11 protein-coding genes and 1 riboswitch are annotated in these 17,877 nt (G+C 38.8%); of the genes, 1 reads left to right on the top strand and 10 read right to left on the bottom strand.

Annotated elements, in window-relative coordinates:
* Window positions 1–97 precede the first annotated feature (97 nt).
* From EO121_RS02475 to EO121_RS02435, 9 genes are all read right to left on the bottom strand, one after another.
* The gene (locus EO121_RS02475) at window positions 98–676 is read right to left on the bottom strand and encodes a hypothetical protein (protein WP_164725831.1); all 579 of its coding nucleotides are present in this window, start codon (window positions 674–676) and stop codon (window positions 98–100) included.
* Window positions 677–755: 79 nt separating this feature from the next.
* Entirely contained in the window at window positions 756–1,658 is a 903-nt protein-coding gene (locus EO121_RS02470) for a hypothetical protein (RefSeq protein ID WP_127165771.1), read from the bottom strand.
* 1,236 nt (window positions 1,659–2,894) lie between these two features.
* Window positions 2,895–4,337 carry a [FeFe] hydrogenase, group A gene (locus EO121_RS02465; protein WP_127165770.1) on the bottom strand — a complete coding sequence of 481 codons (1,443 nt, stop codon included), beginning with the start codon at window positions 4,335–4,337 and terminating at the stop codon, window positions 2,895–2,897.
* Between the two features lie 317 nt (window positions 4,338–4,654).
* The gene (meaB, locus tag EO121_RS02460) at window positions 4,655–5,839 is read right to left on the bottom strand and encodes a methylmalonyl Co-A mutase-associated GTPase MeaB (protein WP_127165768.1); all 1,185 of its coding nucleotides are present in this window, start codon (window positions 5,837–5,839) and stop codon (window positions 4,655–4,657) included.
* A gap of 127 nt (window positions 5,840–5,966) precedes the next feature.
* Window positions 5,967–8,150, bottom strand: a complete 2,184-nt coding sequence (gene scpA, locus EO121_RS02455; RefSeq protein ID WP_062401047.1) for a methylmalonyl-CoA mutase — start codon at window positions 8,148–8,150, stop codon at window positions 5,967–5,969.
* Window positions 8,151–10,325, bottom strand: coding sequence for a methylmalonyl-CoA mutase family protein (locus tag EO121_RS02450; RefSeq protein ID WP_127165766.1), 2,175 nt, complete (start codon window positions 10,323–10,325; stop codon window positions 8,151–8,153).
* 309 nt (window positions 10,326–10,634) lie between these two features.
* A riboswitch (cobalamin riboswitch) is annotated at window positions 10,635–10,811 on the bottom strand.
* A 276-nt stretch (window positions 10,812–11,087) separates the two neighbouring features.
* Window positions 11,088–12,023, bottom strand: coding sequence for a LysR family transcriptional regulator (locus tag EO121_RS02445; protein ID WP_127010245.1), 936 nt, complete (start codon window positions 12,021–12,023; stop codon window positions 11,088–11,090).
* Between the two features lie 256 nt (window positions 12,024–12,279).
* Complete coding sequence (dcuC, locus tag EO121_RS02440; protein ID WP_127165764.1) at window positions 12,280–13,641, bottom strand: C4-dicarboxylate transporter DcuC; 1,362 nt, start codon at window positions 13,639–13,641, stop codon at window positions 12,280–12,282.
* Between the two features lie 34 nt (window positions 13,642–13,675).
* Window positions 13,676–14,836, bottom strand: coding sequence for a M20 family metallopeptidase (locus tag EO121_RS02435; RefSeq protein WP_127165762.1), 1,161 nt, complete (start codon window positions 14,834–14,836; stop codon window positions 13,676–13,678).
* A 342-nt stretch (window positions 14,837–15,178) separates the two neighbouring features.
* Between EO121_RS02435 and metF the strand changes: the two genes are divergently transcribed.
* The gene (gene metF, locus EO121_RS02430; protein WP_127165760.1) at window positions 15,179–16,060 is read left to right on the top strand and encodes a methylenetetrahydrofolate reductase [NAD(P)H]; all 882 of its coding nucleotides are present in this window, start codon (window positions 15,179–15,181) and stop codon (window positions 16,058–16,060) included.
* 409 nt (window positions 16,061–16,469) lie between these two features.
* Here the strand turns inward: metF and alr are convergent, their stop codons facing one another.
* A complete protein-coding gene (gene alr, locus EO121_RS02425; protein ID WP_127165758.1) occupies window positions 16,470–17,579 on the bottom strand; it encodes an alanine racemase in 1,110 nt (369 codons plus the stop codon).
* Between the last annotated feature and the right edge of the window lie 298 nt (window positions 17,580–17,877).

The following is a 17,877-nucleotide window of genomic DNA, read 5'->3' as shown; positions in this document are numbered from 1 at the left end:
TAGTTTCACTATAGCAAACAATCCTAGGATTAATTCGCAAATCACCTTGCCAGGCAGTTCTTTTCAAGTAAGTTTCTAAGTCATGATTTATGAAAACTTACATTGATTGAATACATACAAGCTCATCAAGTGTTAACTCCTTGCCTTTTACTTCTTCCCAACCTGTATTCTTATATATCTTTTCTAAAATACTGTGTGCAATCCAAGCTCCACCTGATAGATATCCACTACTAGTAGATAGATATACTTCTACATAAAACCACTTTCCTTCGGTCTTCTCGTTCTCTTCATCTGCTGATATTTGACGAAGCAACCTAGTAGCAATATCATGAACTTTTTGTATGTTCTCCGCATCCACTTTATAAAAAGAGTCAGTCACAGTAGGTACACCTTCTCCATGACCTACCTTTCGTACATGATTTCTCAATGCACTATCATTCTTCAAGGTACATATATCGATTGCTTTATCCCAACACATTTCATGAAGAATCATCACATCAGCTTTTGCTATGTCCATATGATTAGCATAAAAACTATACACACATTTTTTCTGATTAGGCCTATCTTCCACAATCTTAATAAGTAAATTATCCAACACTACAAAAGATTCCCCTATTAGCTTAATCCCCTCTATCCGTTCATAATAGGAATCTATGTATCCCTCAACTCGTATCATCGCCAATCTAAGATATTTCCTATGTTCTATATACTTTTGGTCTATCAAATCGCTTTCACCCCTATGTATACTACTCCTTCTACCACTCTTCAGTCACATACAAGGTAAACTCCTTTTTCCATGATTCTGGTATAGGCGTACTTTCATAAAACCAATAACATATACAATATTTTATAAAACTCAAGCCCACTCTAAGTGGTACATCATCATAATACTTATCTTCATTTCTACAATAAGAGAGAAAATCTTTTAAGAAAAACACAATTTGCTTCGGTTTTGTCGTATCTCGCAATCCTCTAAGCATATATTGTTCTAGTTCATCCATAGAGTTAATCTTTCCATTCACATACTTAGACATGGCATGAATAAACACCTCAGTATCCTGTGCGTCTGTTAAGTCCACTACAAATGTATCTTCATCAGTTACTATCTTGTCTCGCAACAAATCATACTCTGATTCTTCCAAATAAATAATTTCATTATGAGGCGGATCTATCGTTTCTGTCCAAGAAGTCTCTTGCACATAGTATAACTTGCACAGCTCTAATGGTATGGATGACCAAGATTCCATAGCTTCTGTTTCAACAGCCCATCTAGGCATAACATTACCAGCAAAAAACGTCCACACCAATAGAGCATCTAAATCTCTATGCACATTAAAAGAAAATATGTCCCTCAAATAACCTAGAACTCCACTTTTTCTTTTCATCGCTATATCCAGATTTCTAAAAATGATATAGAGTTCTCGAACTGGTTCCACTCCTTTAGCATTACCATACAATAGGATATCTTCCAAATGATATAAATTTATAATTCTTTCATCAATGAGAAACTTTTCCTTAACAACCTTGTATATATCATCCCAAGTATCAATATGATTTCCATCAAACTCTATGATCATTCTATGGTCCGTACTATTCTCCATATGCAAAGACCTATACTGCTTTTCCGAAATCGCTTCCATAGAAACTATACCTGCCAATGGATTTCCCCCTTTCTCTTTTTATATTCTAGCAGAAAATTTATACATTCCACCATTTAGTAAGTATATATATACCCTCGATACAAACAGCACTATAAAAAATATATTTTAAAATATTGCGCGCTGTCAAATTAAACCAATACAATAACTCTTTATGTGTCCAATAATAATATCCTACAATCGTATATAGAATCAGCACTAAAGAGTTCCACTTTATCAAATAATTTGTAAAGCCATAACGAACATATATAAAAAAAGCCACGATGAACAACAAGGTACGTATCAGATGAATCACTACATTTGTAAAAACAGTATATCCTTCGTGTTTATATTTCCAACAATACACACATAAAGGAATCAACCCTATGCAATGATAAAAGAAAAACAAAGTATCTTCTGTTTCAGCACCATAATCATGCAATGTATTAAGTACAAGTTTAACTAGTTCAAGCATGATCCACCTCTTTTAGTGAAAATACTAACCTTTTTAGAAATCTAAAAAGACCACTATTACTACTAAATCCAGCTAGTATAAAACATAATCCATTAAAAGGAGGAATGAATATTAAAATCGCCCAAATTGGTGGTATCTGCATAGATCTAAATCGTTTAATAATAAAAAGAAACAACAAATACTGTATACCACCTACAAACAATAATGCTATTACAATTAAAACCTCAAGACTTACTCCATTTTTTCTAAAATAGCTCCAGGTATACCTACTCCCCAGCCCCATAAAAAAATCCACCATAGACTTTTCCAAAAATCTTTTGCAGTCATAGGTTTATATGCATTGAAAGTATCTTTTATCCTCATTTATATCCACCAATTCTCTCTATAGAACATCTAACAAACAATATACTTCTCAATTTATATCTAATTATATTTTATCACAACAAATATCCATCTCCTAGAATTGCCCTCATTCGCAGATCATCTCAGGGTGTTCCTATTCTCTTGAGCTTACATGTTTAGAAGATTGGAACATGTGCCTGAACAAACATTATGAAATACCGTTTGTGAAGGTATATGTTCCAATCTTCCCTTGCTCAACATCAGAGTAGAACAGCCCCAAGATGGAATAGAATAGAAAAGACTCCTATAGGATAATCCCCATAAGAGTCTTTTCGTCTTGCAGTATGTTGTCATGCTTAGATGACTATATAATAACTTCGTTCAGCAGCAAACCAACTTACACATTCGCTGACTCACCGGAGTTGAAGTTACTAACTAAATTATTCCGGCTTTTTAAATTTTGGAGATGTTGGACATGTTTCAGGAGTCACGTCTTTACGAGCCCCTAAGTCACCGCTGCGATCTACATACGTAGTATGCAACAATTCATGCGCAATATGTCCTAATGGTTTTTCCAAGAAATTAGCGTATGCATCTTTAATTTCAGGGTTTTCATAGGAAGAACGAAGCTTCATGTTGGAATCCCAATTATAAAGACCATCGATACGCTCACCTTTTACTTTATTAGCTACTGGTAATTTTGCACGTGGTTGTCCACCACCGCCGATACAGCCACCTGGGCATGCCATCATTTCGATGAAATCATATGTTTTACCAGATTCTTTTAGTTCATTCAAGAATTCACGGATATTTTTACCACCATGGCAAACAGCCACATTGATGGTGTGTCCACCGATTTCTACGGTTGCTTCTTTCACACCGTCCATACCACGCACATCTGTTAAGTTAAGAAGTGGAGCAGGAGATGGTTCATCACCAGTGATGAATTTGTAGGATGCACGCATCGCTGCTTCCATAACACCGCCAGTATTACCGAAGATAACACCGCCACCAGTAGCAGCACCGATGAATTTATCGTATGCAGAGTCTTCTACTGCGGCAAAATCTAATTCTGCTTCACGAATCCATTGTGCAAATTCACGTGTAGTGATACAGATATCTGTATCTGGACCCAAGTCTTCGCCAGTGAAACGAGCTGCATTATTTTGCTCAGGACGACGAATTTCCGCTTTTTTAGCAGTACAAGGAGCGACAGACACGGATACAATTTTCTTAGGATCAATATTCATATTTTTTGCAAAATATGTTTTTACCATAGCAGATTCCATAGCGATACAACTACGAGCTGAAGAAATATGAGATACGTATTCTGGGAAGAATGTTTCACAGAATTTTACCCATGCTGGACAACAGCTAGTAAATTGTGGCAATGGACCTGTGCCATGTAATTTACGTTCTAATAATTCGTTCGCTTCTTCCATGATAGTTAAGTCAGCACCGAAGTTAGTATCAACTACATAGTCAGCACCTAACGCGCGAAGCGCACCTACCATTTTACCTTCTTGGTATGTACCAGGCTCAAATCCAAATTCTTCACCGATGGATACACGAACAGCTGGTGCTGTTTGGATAACCACGATTTTCTCTGGATCGGCAATGGCTTCTTTTACTTTATCTAATTCTGTACGTTCGTACATTGCACCAAATGGGCAAATTACCGCACATTGACCACATTGGATACAAATAGGATTATCTCCTGTTGCTTCCAAATCGTAGTAATCAAGTACGCTCATAGTGTCAGCACATGCTTTACGACAAAGAGTACAGTTCTTACATTTTTCTAAATCGTGAATAATCGCCACATTATCCTCAGCAATAGGGGCACGGCGATCAAGATGTTGGAATCGACTTTCGAAACTCATTATTATGCACCTCACATAGTGTAAACAATACTAGTTATGTATTCATTAACTTTCCGTCATATTATAACAAAAATAAGCATATAATGTGTAAAAAATCTATTGTACAAATTATAAGGTATTCATTTTTGTTATGATAAAAATCACGTTTTCCACCTGAAATATATTTTTATATTATTTTTTTAATATATATTAACATTCCATCATATTTTGCAACACAATTTATATGCTTTATATTTCAAAATCCATATACCCCTAAATGTACTAGGATTTAGCCCTCAGGAGCACAAAACAGGAGAGTTCCCCCTCCTGTTTCTATTTTATTTCAGCTCAAATAATGGAGTATTCTTCGCTTGATCCCCCAAGGCTGTTTGTGTAAATGTATTAATGAATTGTTGTACTGCCAATGTAGGAGTTAAACGTCCCTCAATAACTGCATCTTCAATGCCTCCACGACAAGATACAATTTCTGGTGCACGATAGAACAAGTTTTGTAAATGTTCTTCCACCATGGAATATACCCACGATAAAGTTTGGTCACGACGACGTGCTTGTAGCACTCCATTACCTTTACATTGTTCCATGAATTTTTCAATAACACCTTGCCACAATTCCATGATGCCATCACCAGTGTAGGCAGAGCATGTGTAGGCATGAGTTGTCCACTGTTCCGTGGCATCACGAATAAACCATAAAATACGTTCGTATTCTTGGCGTGTCACTTTGGCCCGTTGTAAATTATCGCCATCAGCCTTATTGACTACTATGGCATCTGCTAATTCCATAACACCTTTTTTCATGCCTTGCAATTCATCTCCAGCACCAGTCAATACAACGAGTAAGAAGAAGTCGACCATGGAGCGTACTGTGGTTTCACTTTGACCAACCCCTACGGTTTCTACTAAAATCGTATCATACCCAGCGGCCTCACATAATAGCAAGGTTTCTCTACTTTTACGGGTTAAACCGCCCAGTGTCCCTCCTGATGGGGATGGACGAATGAATGCATTCGGCTCTCGTGAAAGTTGTTCCATCCGCGTTTTATCCCCTAGGATAGAACCTCCGGTCACTGTACTCGATGGATCCACAGCAAGAACCGCTACTTTATGACCGTTTTGGCATAGTTTTGTGCCTAGCGCTTCAATTAAGGTCGATTTACCAGCCCCAGGCACCCCTGTAATTCCTACACGGGTGGATTTGCCTGTGTATGGTAACAAGCGTTGGATAACTTGTTGTGCCATTTCAAAATGAGCTGCTGCGTTACTTTCAATTAATGTGATGGCACGGGATAAAATCATACGATTACCTGCCAGTACGCCTTCCACATAGTCATCGACGGTCAATTTTTTCCGTTTGACCACCTTAGGGGCTACCGGTTTTTGCGGTGCATTCGTATGTTCATCCATACCATCATGACCACCATCTACGCCACGCATGACACGGCATGCAAATTTATCATCTTTCTCCTCAGGAACCCAAGAAGGCTTATAGGTATCATCACTCATAAGACACCCTCCTTTCACCGATTCGAATATGACAAACACGCAATCAGTAGCCAGCTACAAAGTAGCACGAGGCACTGACTACGTGTCATGTCTTACTTATATGCGAGTATAGAATCATCTAATTAGATTATTCTTCCTCTTCTAAGCGTTCTTCTAATAATTCGAGAACTTTTTTAGCACATACTGGAATGATTGTACCAGGTCCAAAGATTGCTGCTGCACCATGCTCATAGAGATAATCATAATCTTGAGCTGGGATAACGCCACCGATAACAACCATAATATCTTCACGGCCTAGCTTTTTAAGCTCTTCACATAATTGAGGCATCAATGTTTTGTGACCAGCTGCTAAGGAACTCATACCTACGATATGTACGTCATTATCTACTGCATCTTTTGCTGCTTCTTCTGGAGTTTGGAATAAAGGTCCGATATCTACGTCATAGCCCATATCTGCGAAGGCTGTAGAAATTACCTTAGCTCCGCGGTCGTGACCATCTTGACCCATTTTCGCTACGAAAATACGTGGACGGCGACCATGTTTCTCTTCAAATTTTTCAGTCATGCTGCGTACTTCTGTGATGACATCATCATCGCTGAATTCGCTGCTGTATACGCCAGAAATAGAGCGAATAATCGCTTTATGTCGGCCACATACTTTTTCAACTGCATCAGAGATTTCACCTTTAGAGGCACGAGCACGAGCTGCTTCTACGGCTAATTCAAGCAAGTTTCCTTCTCCTGTTTCCATCGCTTTTGTAATCGCATCCAAACAGCTACGTACTTTGTCATTGTCACGATTAGCACGCAATGTTTTCAAGCGTTCGATCTGTGCCAAACGTACAGCTGTATTGTCTACTTCCAAGATATCTAATGGATCTTCTTTATCAAGGCGTAAGTAGTTAACACCAACGATTTTTTCACTGCCGGAGTCAATGTGTGCTTGGCGACGAGCTGCCGCTTCTTCGATACGCATTTTTGGAAGACCTGTATCAATCGCTTTAGACATACCACCCAAGGCTTCAACTTCTTGGATATGAGCCCAAGCTTTACGGATTAATTGGTTTGTCAAGAATTCTACGTAGTAAGAACCGCCCCATGGGTCGATAACTTTACATACATTAGTTTCATCTTGGATATACAATTGCGTATTACGAGCGATACGCGCCGAGAAGTCTGTAGGCAACGCAATCGCTTCGTCAAGAGCGTTTGTATGCAAGGATTGGGTATGACCCAAGGCTGCTGCCATCGCTTCGATACAAGTACGAGTGATGTTATTGAATGGATCTTGTTCTGTTAAAGACCAACCAGATGTTTGGGAGTGAGTACGCAATGCCATAGATTTAACATTTTTTGGACCAAAGGATTTAACAATTTTAGCCCATAACATACGGCCTGCACGCATTTTAGCGATTTCCATGAAGTAATTTTTACCCATCGCCCAGAAGAAGGATAAGCGCGGTGCGAATTGGTCAACTGTAAGACCTGCTGCCACACCAGTACGCAAGTATTCCAAACCATCGGCCAATGTGTAACCTAATTCGATATCCGCTGTAGCACCTGCTTCTTGCATATGGTAACCGGAAATGGAAATACTGTTGAATTTAGGCATGTATTTAGATGTATAGGCAAAGATATCACCAATAATACGCATAGATGCTGCTGGTGGATAAATGTAAGTATTACGCACCATGAACTCTTTCAAGATATCATTTTGGATCGTACCTGCCATAACGGATTTATCTACGCCTTGTTCTTCACCGGCTAAGATATAGAAGGCCATAACTGGTAATACAGCACCATTCATTGTCATAGATACAGACATTTGATCCAATGGAATACCAGAGAACAAGATTTCCATATCTAGAATGGAGTCTACCGCAACGCCGGCTTTACCAACGTCACCGACTACACGAGGGTGGTCGGAGTCATAACCACGGTGTGTGGCCAAGTCGAAGGCGATAGACAAACCTTTTTGACCTGCCGCTAAGTTACGACGGTAAAAGGCATTGGATTCTTCCGCTGTGGAGAAACCTGCATACTGACGTACTGTCCAAGGACGTTGTACATACATTGTGCCATATGGTCCACGAAGATACGGAGGAATACCCGCTACATATTGTAAATGGTTACATTGATCATAAATGGAGGCATCATACACAGGACCCACATCGATTTGTTCCATAGTACGAATGAAGTTGTCATCATAGGACTTGCCAGTTTCAGCTTGTAATTGCTCTTTCCATGCATCGAAATCGGATGCTTTTGGGCTAGCAGCTGTAAAAGGAATATTTCTAAAATCCGGAATCATCTACATCATTCCTTTCTCGCGTTGCATTGCTAATAATGTTTGATAGCAATTGGAGCGTACACTAATATAATCATCCATGCCTGCTGCATCGCAAAGTTCTTTCAACTCTGGAGATGGAGCCCCTGCCAAGAATACTTTCATAGCTGGGCGATCGGCTTTGATTGCTTTTGTCACTGCTGGTGCCAATTCTGGGTATGTATCGTCAGTGGAACATACGATTGTCACATCTGCATTCGATTCTAAGGCAGCTTCAACTGCTTCGTCTACAGTTGGGAATCCATCATTTGTAAGCACATCAAATTCAGCTACTTGCATGAAAGAAGTAACAAAATCGGCTCTCGCTTTATGTTGAGGAATTGGACCCATGTTAGCCAAGAAGATTTTAACATTGTCCCCATTATGTGTTTCTTTGAAGTTTTCAGTGCGCATACGCAATTCTTCGTATTGTTCTGTCCAACGATGAGATAGAATTGCTTTCACAGTGATACCTTCACTGCCATCTGCTAAGGCTTCAAAAACTTGTCCAAAGCTAGCGCCCGCTACTAATGCAGTATACGCAGCACTTACCAAAGAACCAATTTCACTGAAGTCGGATTCTTGTAGTTTTTTTAGAGCTAATTCAGCTGCATCAGTTGTACCCACATTAGCTAATGCTGCTACACGAGCTTGGCGTAAGCCCTCAAAATCTACCACTGGTACTTCTAGTAATTCTTCCGTCATATTTGGATACATGTTACTACCAACGGCACGATCTTTACGAGTTGCCAAGTTTTTAAAGCGGCTTTGTAAAATAGCATCCACAGCTTCTTGCGTTTCACCAGATACTAATGTTTCTAAGATGCCACCTTTACCTTCTAATTCTTGGAACAATGCCCAAGATTTTTCAGTCAATTCTTCTGTCAATGGTTCTAAGTACCAGCTACCACCGGCAGGGTCAACTGGTTGAATGAAGTTGAACTCTTGTTGCTCCATGATTTGAATATTACGGGCAATACGGCGAGAGAATTCATCACTTGGACGAATGCAGCCATCAAGAGGTCGTACAAACATACCATCCATACCACCTACTACTGCGGAGAAGGATTGAGAACCAGCACGTAATAAGTTTACATATGGATCAAATACAGTTTGTGTAAAGTGAGATGTACTTACGAACAAGTTAATTTTCTTCGCTTCTTCATCACCGCCACAATGTTCAATAATTTGAGCCCATACCATTTTTATAGCACGTAGTTTAGCTATTTCCATGAAGAAATTAGCTCCTACACTGACATGGAAACGAATTTGTTTTGCAAATGTATTCACATCGATACCACGGCGTTCCATTTCACGCAAGTATGTGACAGCTGTAGACATAGCAAAGCCTAATTCTTGTACGTCATTGCCACCGCCATTATGGTATACATCTGTATCTACCAAAACTGTGCGCAATTGTGGTGCATGTGCAGATGCCCAAGCAATGGTATGTGCCATATCATCAAAATATTCGTCCATAGGGCGTGGTAAATGACCATCTTGTGCCAAAGTACCAATTGGGTCCGCCCCAATCATACCGGACAAGGATTTTACATCCACCCCTTGCGATTCGCAAAGCGCATGTAATGCAGCCGCCCAGCATACGCTACTAGCACCTGTACGAATATCTAATTCTTTTGTAGTTAAGTCCATGCCTTTTAATAAAGCTTCCACTTCTTCTACAGTAGACAAAGATACCCCTACATCAGCTACATCTTTAGCTTCGGCTTTCGTAGCATCTTGTCCTTTCCGTGTAGCACTGTCCAGTGTGAAACTGATAGCTGTGCTACCTTTATCTAATTCAAATTGTAACATGTCATGCATGTCAGCAATTGTTTTTCCGTCACAACGTTGTGCAATTGTCCAAGGTGTATGGATATATCCACTAGCTTTCGCACCCCGTAAATTGCTATCACGACCAGGATATGTCAAGTTTTGAGTCAATCCCTCTTGGTCGCTCAACCAATACATTGGTTGTAAAGTAATTCCTTCGTATGTTTTTGTATACATACTTTTTTGGAAATCTTTCCCTTTCAAGATACCTTCTACCGTCGTTTTCCACTCCTCGTAGGTAGGGATAGAAAACTCATCAAACGATACATCTGGTAGCTCAAACTGTTCTTCGTGAACTTGTGGTTCATGATGCTTGTCTTGTCCCATAGTCTAGCTTCCTTTCTCTGACCACATAGGCATACGTTCCCTTACTCAAACCACTTTTCTAGTGAGATTTGCCTCATCATAGAGATTCTAATAGCTTATGTAATCGTTGCAGCTCTCATAAAAATAAAATAAACAATTAGAAACTGGGTATACCCTACCCACACCTATAACTCATCACCCTACCTAGTCTCTTACTGAAAGATATAACTATCATTCATAAAAGAAAAACCGTTTTCGATTGAAAACGGTAGGTTATGATTTAGCGTATGCACTTAGCGCAAAACCATCTCTACCCGTCTCTCGCGGATCTAACGACATGCTTCTTACGGCAGTTCTTCTGACTCAGGATCTTCGCTACGCTTCGCCTTCCCAGTTTCCCAGTGACGCTACATGAAGTTTCGCTCCCCTTTACAGCGGCGGGACCGTGTTGGCTTTTCACCAAGCTTCCCTATTAAGCCTCGCGGCACCAGTAAGGCGAATATAAAGTTATACCTTGATTATAAACTGTTTTATGAAAGAATAGAACGGCATTTACAGGCTATAACAACATTTCACATCGATATAATTTTCAGTTATCATAAGATACCTATAATGCATTTTACAGTCTTACTAACGCAATGGTTAGCATCTATCTCATAATAGACCGTCTATTCATTACTAACAGTTATTTAATGCATAATCAACATTTATTCTCAATATAAAACAGAGGTACGCCTACAGTAGCATACCTCTGTTCTATCGCTCATATTCTATTACAATAGCTTATTTCTTTTTCCATTCCATGACTTCAAAACCATAGTTACGAATATGTTCTTTCAATAGTTTTAAATATTTTTTCGCAATGGGACTTGGCTCTAGCATATGTGGCATTAAGTACCCCATAGTCATCGTATCTTCTACATCTAGAGGAATGGCGATGATCTTATCGTCATTTAATTCACGGCTTAAAATACCAGAACTAATAGTATATCCATTCAAACCAACCATTAGATTGAAAATAGTGGCACGATCCGATACTTTTATGGTCATTTTTCTGTCCAAAGTACTTAAAATTTCCTCTGAAAAATAGAAGGAATTATCTTCTCCCTGATCATAGCACAAGTAAGGGAAATCCTCTAGTTCTTCCAAGGTAATTTTATCTTGGTTTGCCAAGGGATGTTCGCGGCACAAAAATACATGTGGTTCCGCTTCAAATAATGGGTAGAACGTCAATTTATACTCTTTAAATAACTTTTCCATCACTTGACGATTAAAATTATTCAAATACAAAATACCCAATTCGCTTTTGAAAGTAGCTAAATCCTCAAATATATTTTGCGTTTCTGTTTCCCGCAAACCAAATTGATATTCATCAGTATCTACACTTTTAATAAGCTCTACGAAAGCATGTACCACAAAGGCATAATGCTGAGCAGAAATAAAGAAGTGTTCTTTTCGTTTGGTATTCGATTTATATCGCTCTTCTAATAATTGAATTTGATCTAGTACTTGTCGAGCATAAATCATAAATTCACGTCCATCATGGGTTAAGGTTACCCCTGACTTAGTACGCAACAATAATTGAACACCCATTTCGTGTTCTAGTTCTTTTACCGCATTGGATAAGCTAGGTTGGGATAAATATAATTCCTTAGCCGCTTCATTAATAGATCCTTTTTCTGCAATTTTTTCTAAATATTGTAATTGTTGTATTCTCATCTGTTTTGGCCTTTTCTATATCTATCATGAAGTACATCCTTTTTCATTACTTTCATAGGAATGAAAAACCTAACGAGTAAGGTACGAATACTTACACGTTAGGTACTTCATGTTGTTAACGATTCCATTATTCACCCTCAGGGGGTAATAGTCTTGTACAACTATAATACATAAAAGACCACTCATCGTCAACATTTAATTTCTATCAAATCCTTAGGAATTATAATCAATCCCTATCTTATGCCTCTTTCACTCATTAATGGAAAATTAAAATACAAATCGTGGAGGTAATGAATGTAATTAATACTGGCACTGCAGTTCGTTTTACTAAATCAAAACTAGATATATTTGCCACACCAGCTACTGCAATCATTACCGCACTAATTGGGCTCAACAAACGTCCTACAGAAGCCGCATTTTGCATGCCTAGTAGCATGGTAATCGCATTACCACCTAATTCTTTAGCAAAATTCGGCACTAATGGCGAGAATGCAAACATAGAGGCTACACCAGAGCCCATAACAATGCTCAATACTAAGATAATCACAGATACGATAACACCCACCATATCTGCTTGAATAGAGAAGGTTTTAATGAATGCTACAAACTCATTCACAATTCCTAAGGATGTCAAACCGAATGCAAAGGTTTCCCCTGCTACAATCAAGGTTACCGTATTGGTAAATTGGTCCCCCATACCTTTAAAGAAAGTTTGAATAGATGCAGCTACCTTTCGGAAATCACGTAAGCGAATCAATTCAAATATCATGGCGATGAATAAGCTTAGGAACATAGCCAAGTTAACATTCATCTTAATGCCTGCAATACCATATTTACTAAATCCTAGCATAAATACAAGCGGTAAAAATGGCAATATTAAATACGCAAGAGGTCCTACTGCTACTTCTTCTTGTGGTTCTGTATGTACAACTTCGGAAGGAACATGACCGGATTTTTTATCCATGTATTGTTGCCATATGTAATGTGCAATAGCTGTCACAATACCACTGATAATGTATACCTTCAATTGATAGCCTACGAAGTATTCTTCTACTCCTAAGCCCACCGTTTTAGACACTAATAAGCTTGTAGCAGAAGCTGGTCCAATGTCCAACAAATGGCCAGTGGCTACCGCTGCCGCTGCCCCTACCGGGCTTACGCCTAAACGCACCAAGATAGGGAAGATGGTCACCATCATCAACATCGCTAGACCAGATGCACTTGGGATTACCAAGGACATAAACATATTTAATAAGAATGTTAAAGATAATACTAAATAAGGAGCTTTCATCGCTTGCAAGGGTTTTATTGCAGTTGTAACCAATCGAGAGCTAGCACCGATATGATCCATGTATTTAGCAAAGCCAGTACATGTCATAATCATAAGACCCAACCCTGCTGCATCCTTTGCAGTGGTGTTATTAATCCACTCAAAGGCATCGAAGAACATCATACCTGTTCCTTTTTTCGCATCTACGAACTCCGTTGTATAGCCAAGGAAGTACGCCCCTAGCATCATAATTAAACCACCTAAGAGCAATACTGTTTGTGCTTTAAACTTTTTAATCACCAATGTACCTGCGCCTAAAATTACAATAGCGCACAACAATAAATTCATAACTACTTCTCCTTTACCTATGAAGATAGGCTAATTAATAATTTGCTTTCGACTGTTGAAAGTCTTCTTGAATCTGAGCCAATAAGCCCGGTGTGGTGAGAATTTCCTCTACTGTAAGAGCAATCCCTTTAGCTCCGTACATAATAGCATCCTCTGCTAATTGAGTTTTTCCATTATTTAGCCATTCTTGAGAATGACTAGTCACACCTCTACCTACAAATTTAACACGTAAACAAGCTCCTGGTACGCGGAACGTAACACTGGAAAAGTCAGTAGAACCAGTTACCTTTCTCGGTTCTGAAATATCTGGCGCGCCTACGATTTCCGCATTCTTTAAGAGTAAATCATTTAAGCTTTGCACATTAACCTTATTATCATAGGCTTTTACTTCGTCCCATTCCATAGTAGCTCCCACTTGCAAGGCTGCCCCTTGCGCCACTTGTTTCACGCGCTCCACCACTTCATCTAAGCGAATGCGACTAGAGGAACGAATATACCACTGTGTACACGCATAATCTGGCACGATATTGGCCGCCTTACCACCATCCGTGATAATCCCATGCATGCGTACTTCTGTAGGCACATGCTCTCGAAGATATTCCATACCATTAAAGAACAACAATACCGCATCTAAAGCACTGATGCCTTTTTCTGGAGCAATCGCTGCATGAGCCGATTTGCCATGGAACTTAATATTCACTAAATTAAGGGCCAAGGACTTGCCATCTACCGTTGTAGAGTCACTACCGTGCATCATGAAAGCCACGTCTAAATCGTCAAAAACGCCTTCTTTTGCCATTACCAGCTTACCCGATGCCGTTTCCTCTGCTGGCGTCCCATACACCACCAATGTAGCTGGTACTTGCAAGGTACGACGTAAAGCAATAGCTGCTGCACAGATGGAAGGACCTTGCAGATTATGTCCACAAGCATGCCCCAAACCTTCTAAGGCATCATATTCACAGAGAAGCCCAATTTTCTGTCCTCCTCCTTGCACATGGTACACAGCACGAAATGCGGTTTGTAAACCACTCACTTCACGGTCTACAGTAAACCCTTCACTTTCCAGTAAATCTGTTAATTTACCATGGGCTAAAAACTCTTCATTCCCTAGTTCTGGATGGTCGAAGAAAAAATCATTTAATGTTTTCATGGATCCTCGCAAGGATTCAATTTCTTCTAGTAATTGACTCATCACTTTCTCCTTTCTTGCACAATAGGCATGCACAACTCTATGACTACAGGAATTACATTCCCTCATTTTTCTCTTTTTCTGAAAGTCCTACTATAACTAACTAGCAATAGCAGTATTCCGAATACTTCTATTATATAGATTTCTACTGAAAGTTCCAATACATATGGCATACGATTCTCCTATTTTCTCTATGCTAATTTCATATGCATATCTCTAGACTCTAACTTTCATTATATTTTTATAGTTTCTGACTATAACATACTATACATATTAAGAATTGGTCTATATAGAAAAAAATTGGTATCATAAGAACATGTTTTATAGATATGAAAGGAACCAGCCATGAGCGCAACTATACAACAAAAACGACCAACATTATCTTACGAAATATTCCCTCCTAACACACAAGTAGGCGACGAAAAAATCATTACCGTCTTAGACGAGTTAAAAAGCTTAAAACCAGAGTTCATCTCTGTTACCTGCAGCAATAAACAACGCAATATTGAAGAAACAACCATAAAGTTATCCAACTATGTACAAAATACATTGCATATCCCTACAAAAGCCCATTTACCAGCTATTTATTTATCTAAAGAGCAAGTGCGCTCCGTCATTGATCAATTAGATCAACTAGGCATCCATAAGCTACTAGCACTTCGTGGTGATATTTTAGAAGATCTACCACCAGTAGGAGACTTTAAATATGCTTCAGAACTCGTACATTTTGTAAAAGAGTATGCTCCGCATTTCCAAGTTTCTGGCGCTTGCTATCCAGAAGTACATCCAGATTCACCTAACCAATTACAGGACATTAAATTCTTAAAAGAAAAAGTGGATGCTGGCTGTGAACTATTAGTCACACAATTTTTCTTAGATAACAATGTATTCTATGACTTCCAAGAAAAATGCGCCTTAGCAGGCATTGATGTGCCAATCTTAGCAGGGGTAATGCCTATCATCAACCGCAACCAAGCCTTACGTCTATTAACAAGCAATGCTACTGCTATTCCACGCAAATTTAAGGCTATTTTAGACAAATATGAGCATGATCCAATCGCCCTTCGTGATGCTGGCCTTGCTTACGCCTTAAATCAAATCGTAGACCTTGTAACAGAAGGCGTATCTGGTATTCATTTATACACAATGAACCAATCTAATACAGCTTTGTATATCGAAAATGCAGCACGTTCTTTATTTAGTTCACCTATTTATGAAAGTATATAAATAAGATTAACCGTATAGCCTTCAACACTTATAGCATACAGACAAATTATAATAAAAATGCTCTACACAGTGTCTCTCTCAAAGAGAACCTAAGTAGGGTATTTTTTATACATTTTAGCCCTACTAGTATAAATGTGTTGCCCGAACAAACCTACAAAATAAAAGAGGAAAGTTGATTGAAATACATCAACTTTCCTTTATTGGTTCTATAATATATATATTTTTTTTGGGGAATAGCAAAAGCCATCCTTCTCAAACCTTTTCTATTCGTCTCATTATTCATTTTGTAAAGAAAATTAAATGATATGCTTATTTTTATATAAAAATAGTCATTCCATTCAGTTTCCTTGCATTTTAAATCTCGACAGATAAGAATTGACTAGTCATACTTATGCTTTATCCATATCCTCTAAATATAATGTCGTGGTACCCGCTCTGAAAAATTACAGAATATTTCATAGGGAATGGTCCCCACCAAATAAGCCAACTCAAGTGCTGTAATACTCTCTTGTCCTTGTTGTCCCAATAGTACAACAGCATCTCCTGGAGCTACGGTAATATGACTTGGCACTTTCACCATAAATTGGTCCATGCAGATGCGCCCTACAATAGGACAGCGTGTACCATGGATCAGTACAGAGCCTTTATTAGACAACGCCCTAGGATATCCATCAGCATAACCCACAGGTATAGTAGCGATTGTTTCCTCAGCCATCGTTGTATAGGTACTTCCATAACCGATAGATGACCCTTTCGGTAAATGTTGTACATGTACTACCTTACTATATAAACTCAAAGCTGGTTTCAATCCCAATCGATTAGGCACATCCATGGAAGGCATAATGCCGTATTGAATAATACCTGGTCGAGCATCGTTAAATAGACTATCTTTCACCGCCAATAAACCTGCACTATTGGCTAAAGAAAAGCGATAGTCCTCAGCACGATTGGTACGAATTAACTCCACCACATCTCGAAATTGTTGTACTTGTTGATTGGCATGGGTTTGATCCGCAGCATCACCATTAGCTAGGTGTGTAAAAAATCCATCTACTCGTAAATATTCATAAGATTCTACTGTTTCTAAAAATGCTAATACATCCTCCGGCTTACTACCGATACGATGCATACCTGTATCTACAGCAATGGCGCACTCTACAATAGTTTCATGTCGACGAGCACATTCATTCAACGCTTCTAAATCTGTAGATTCACAAATAGCAGGTCTAGAATGCCCTTCTATCACTAAATCAAAGGATTGGGGCAACGTCAGACCTAATAGATAAATAGGTACCGTTATACCCGCCTCACGTAAAGGAATCGCCTCTTCTGGAAAAGCTACGGCTAGCGACTCATACCCTTCCTCTACGGCAATACGTCCTACCATAACACTACCATGTCCATAAGCATTTGCTTTCACCACCGCAGTACTCGTGCACCACTCTGGTAAACAATCTTTAATTTTTCGTAAATTACTTCGTATTTGTGCTGTATCAATTTCTACATATGTAGGTCTCACACATTCACCTTCTTATTATTAGTATATAAAACCTAGTATTAACTACTATTTATTAAACTATTATAATAGCTCCTAACTATTCTAAATGATTATTTGCATTACTAATGTACCATGCTATAAAAGTATATGCAATCCTTTTAGAATATTTCTTTTAATACCTTTCATAAAAAGGACTGACTACAAAATCTTACAAACAAGATTCCGAGTCAGTCCTTATTTATGGCTCTTTGTCAAATGTGGGGGCTACTCATGTAAAAGCTTTTAGCGCTAGCTATGGAAATAGCTAGCGCTATTCTTT

Source organism: Veillonella sp. CHU732 (genome assembly GCF_003992085.1).
Taxonomy (GTDB): domain Bacteria; phylum Bacillota; class Negativicutes; order Veillonellales; family Veillonellaceae; genus F0422.
Note: the sequence above shows the minus strand (reverse complement) of the source record. Positions and strands in the feature narration are given on the sequence as shown.

Excerpts from the sequence above, each read along its gene's own strand:
- EO121_RS02475 (WP_164725831.1), bottom strand. The coding sequence starts at position 676 with ATGATACGAGTTGAGGGATACATAGATTCCTATTATGAACGGATAGAG.
- EO121_RS02465 (WP_127165770.1), bottom strand. The coding sequence starts at position 4,337 with ATGAGTTTCGAAAGTCGATTCCAACATCTTGATCGCCGTGCCCCTATT.
- meaB (WP_127165768.1), bottom strand. The coding sequence starts at position 5,839 with ATGAGTGATGATACCTATAAGCCTTCTTGGGTTCCTGAGGAGAAAGAT.
- scpA (WP_062401047.1), bottom strand. The coding sequence starts at position 8,150 with ATGATTCCGGATTTTAGAAATATTCCTTTTACAGCTGCTAGCCCAAAA.
- EO121_RS02450 (WP_127165766.1), bottom strand. The coding sequence starts at position 10,325 with ATGGGACAAGACAAGCATCATGAACCACAAGTTCACGAAGAACAGTTT.
- EO121_RS02445 (WP_127010245.1), bottom strand. The coding sequence starts at position 12,023 with ATGAGAATACAACAATTACAATATTTAGAAAAAATTGCAGAAAAAGGA.
- dcuC (WP_127165764.1), bottom strand. The coding sequence starts at position 13,641 with ATGAATTTATTGTTGTGCGCTATTGTAATTTTAGGCGCAGGTACATTG.
- EO121_RS02435 (WP_127165762.1), bottom strand. The coding sequence starts at position 14,836 with ATGAGTCAATTACTAGAAGAAATTGAATCCTTGCGAGGATCCATGAAA.
- metF (WP_127165760.1), top strand. The coding sequence starts at position 15,179 with ATGAGCGCAACTATACAACAAAAACGACCAACATTATCTTACGAAATA.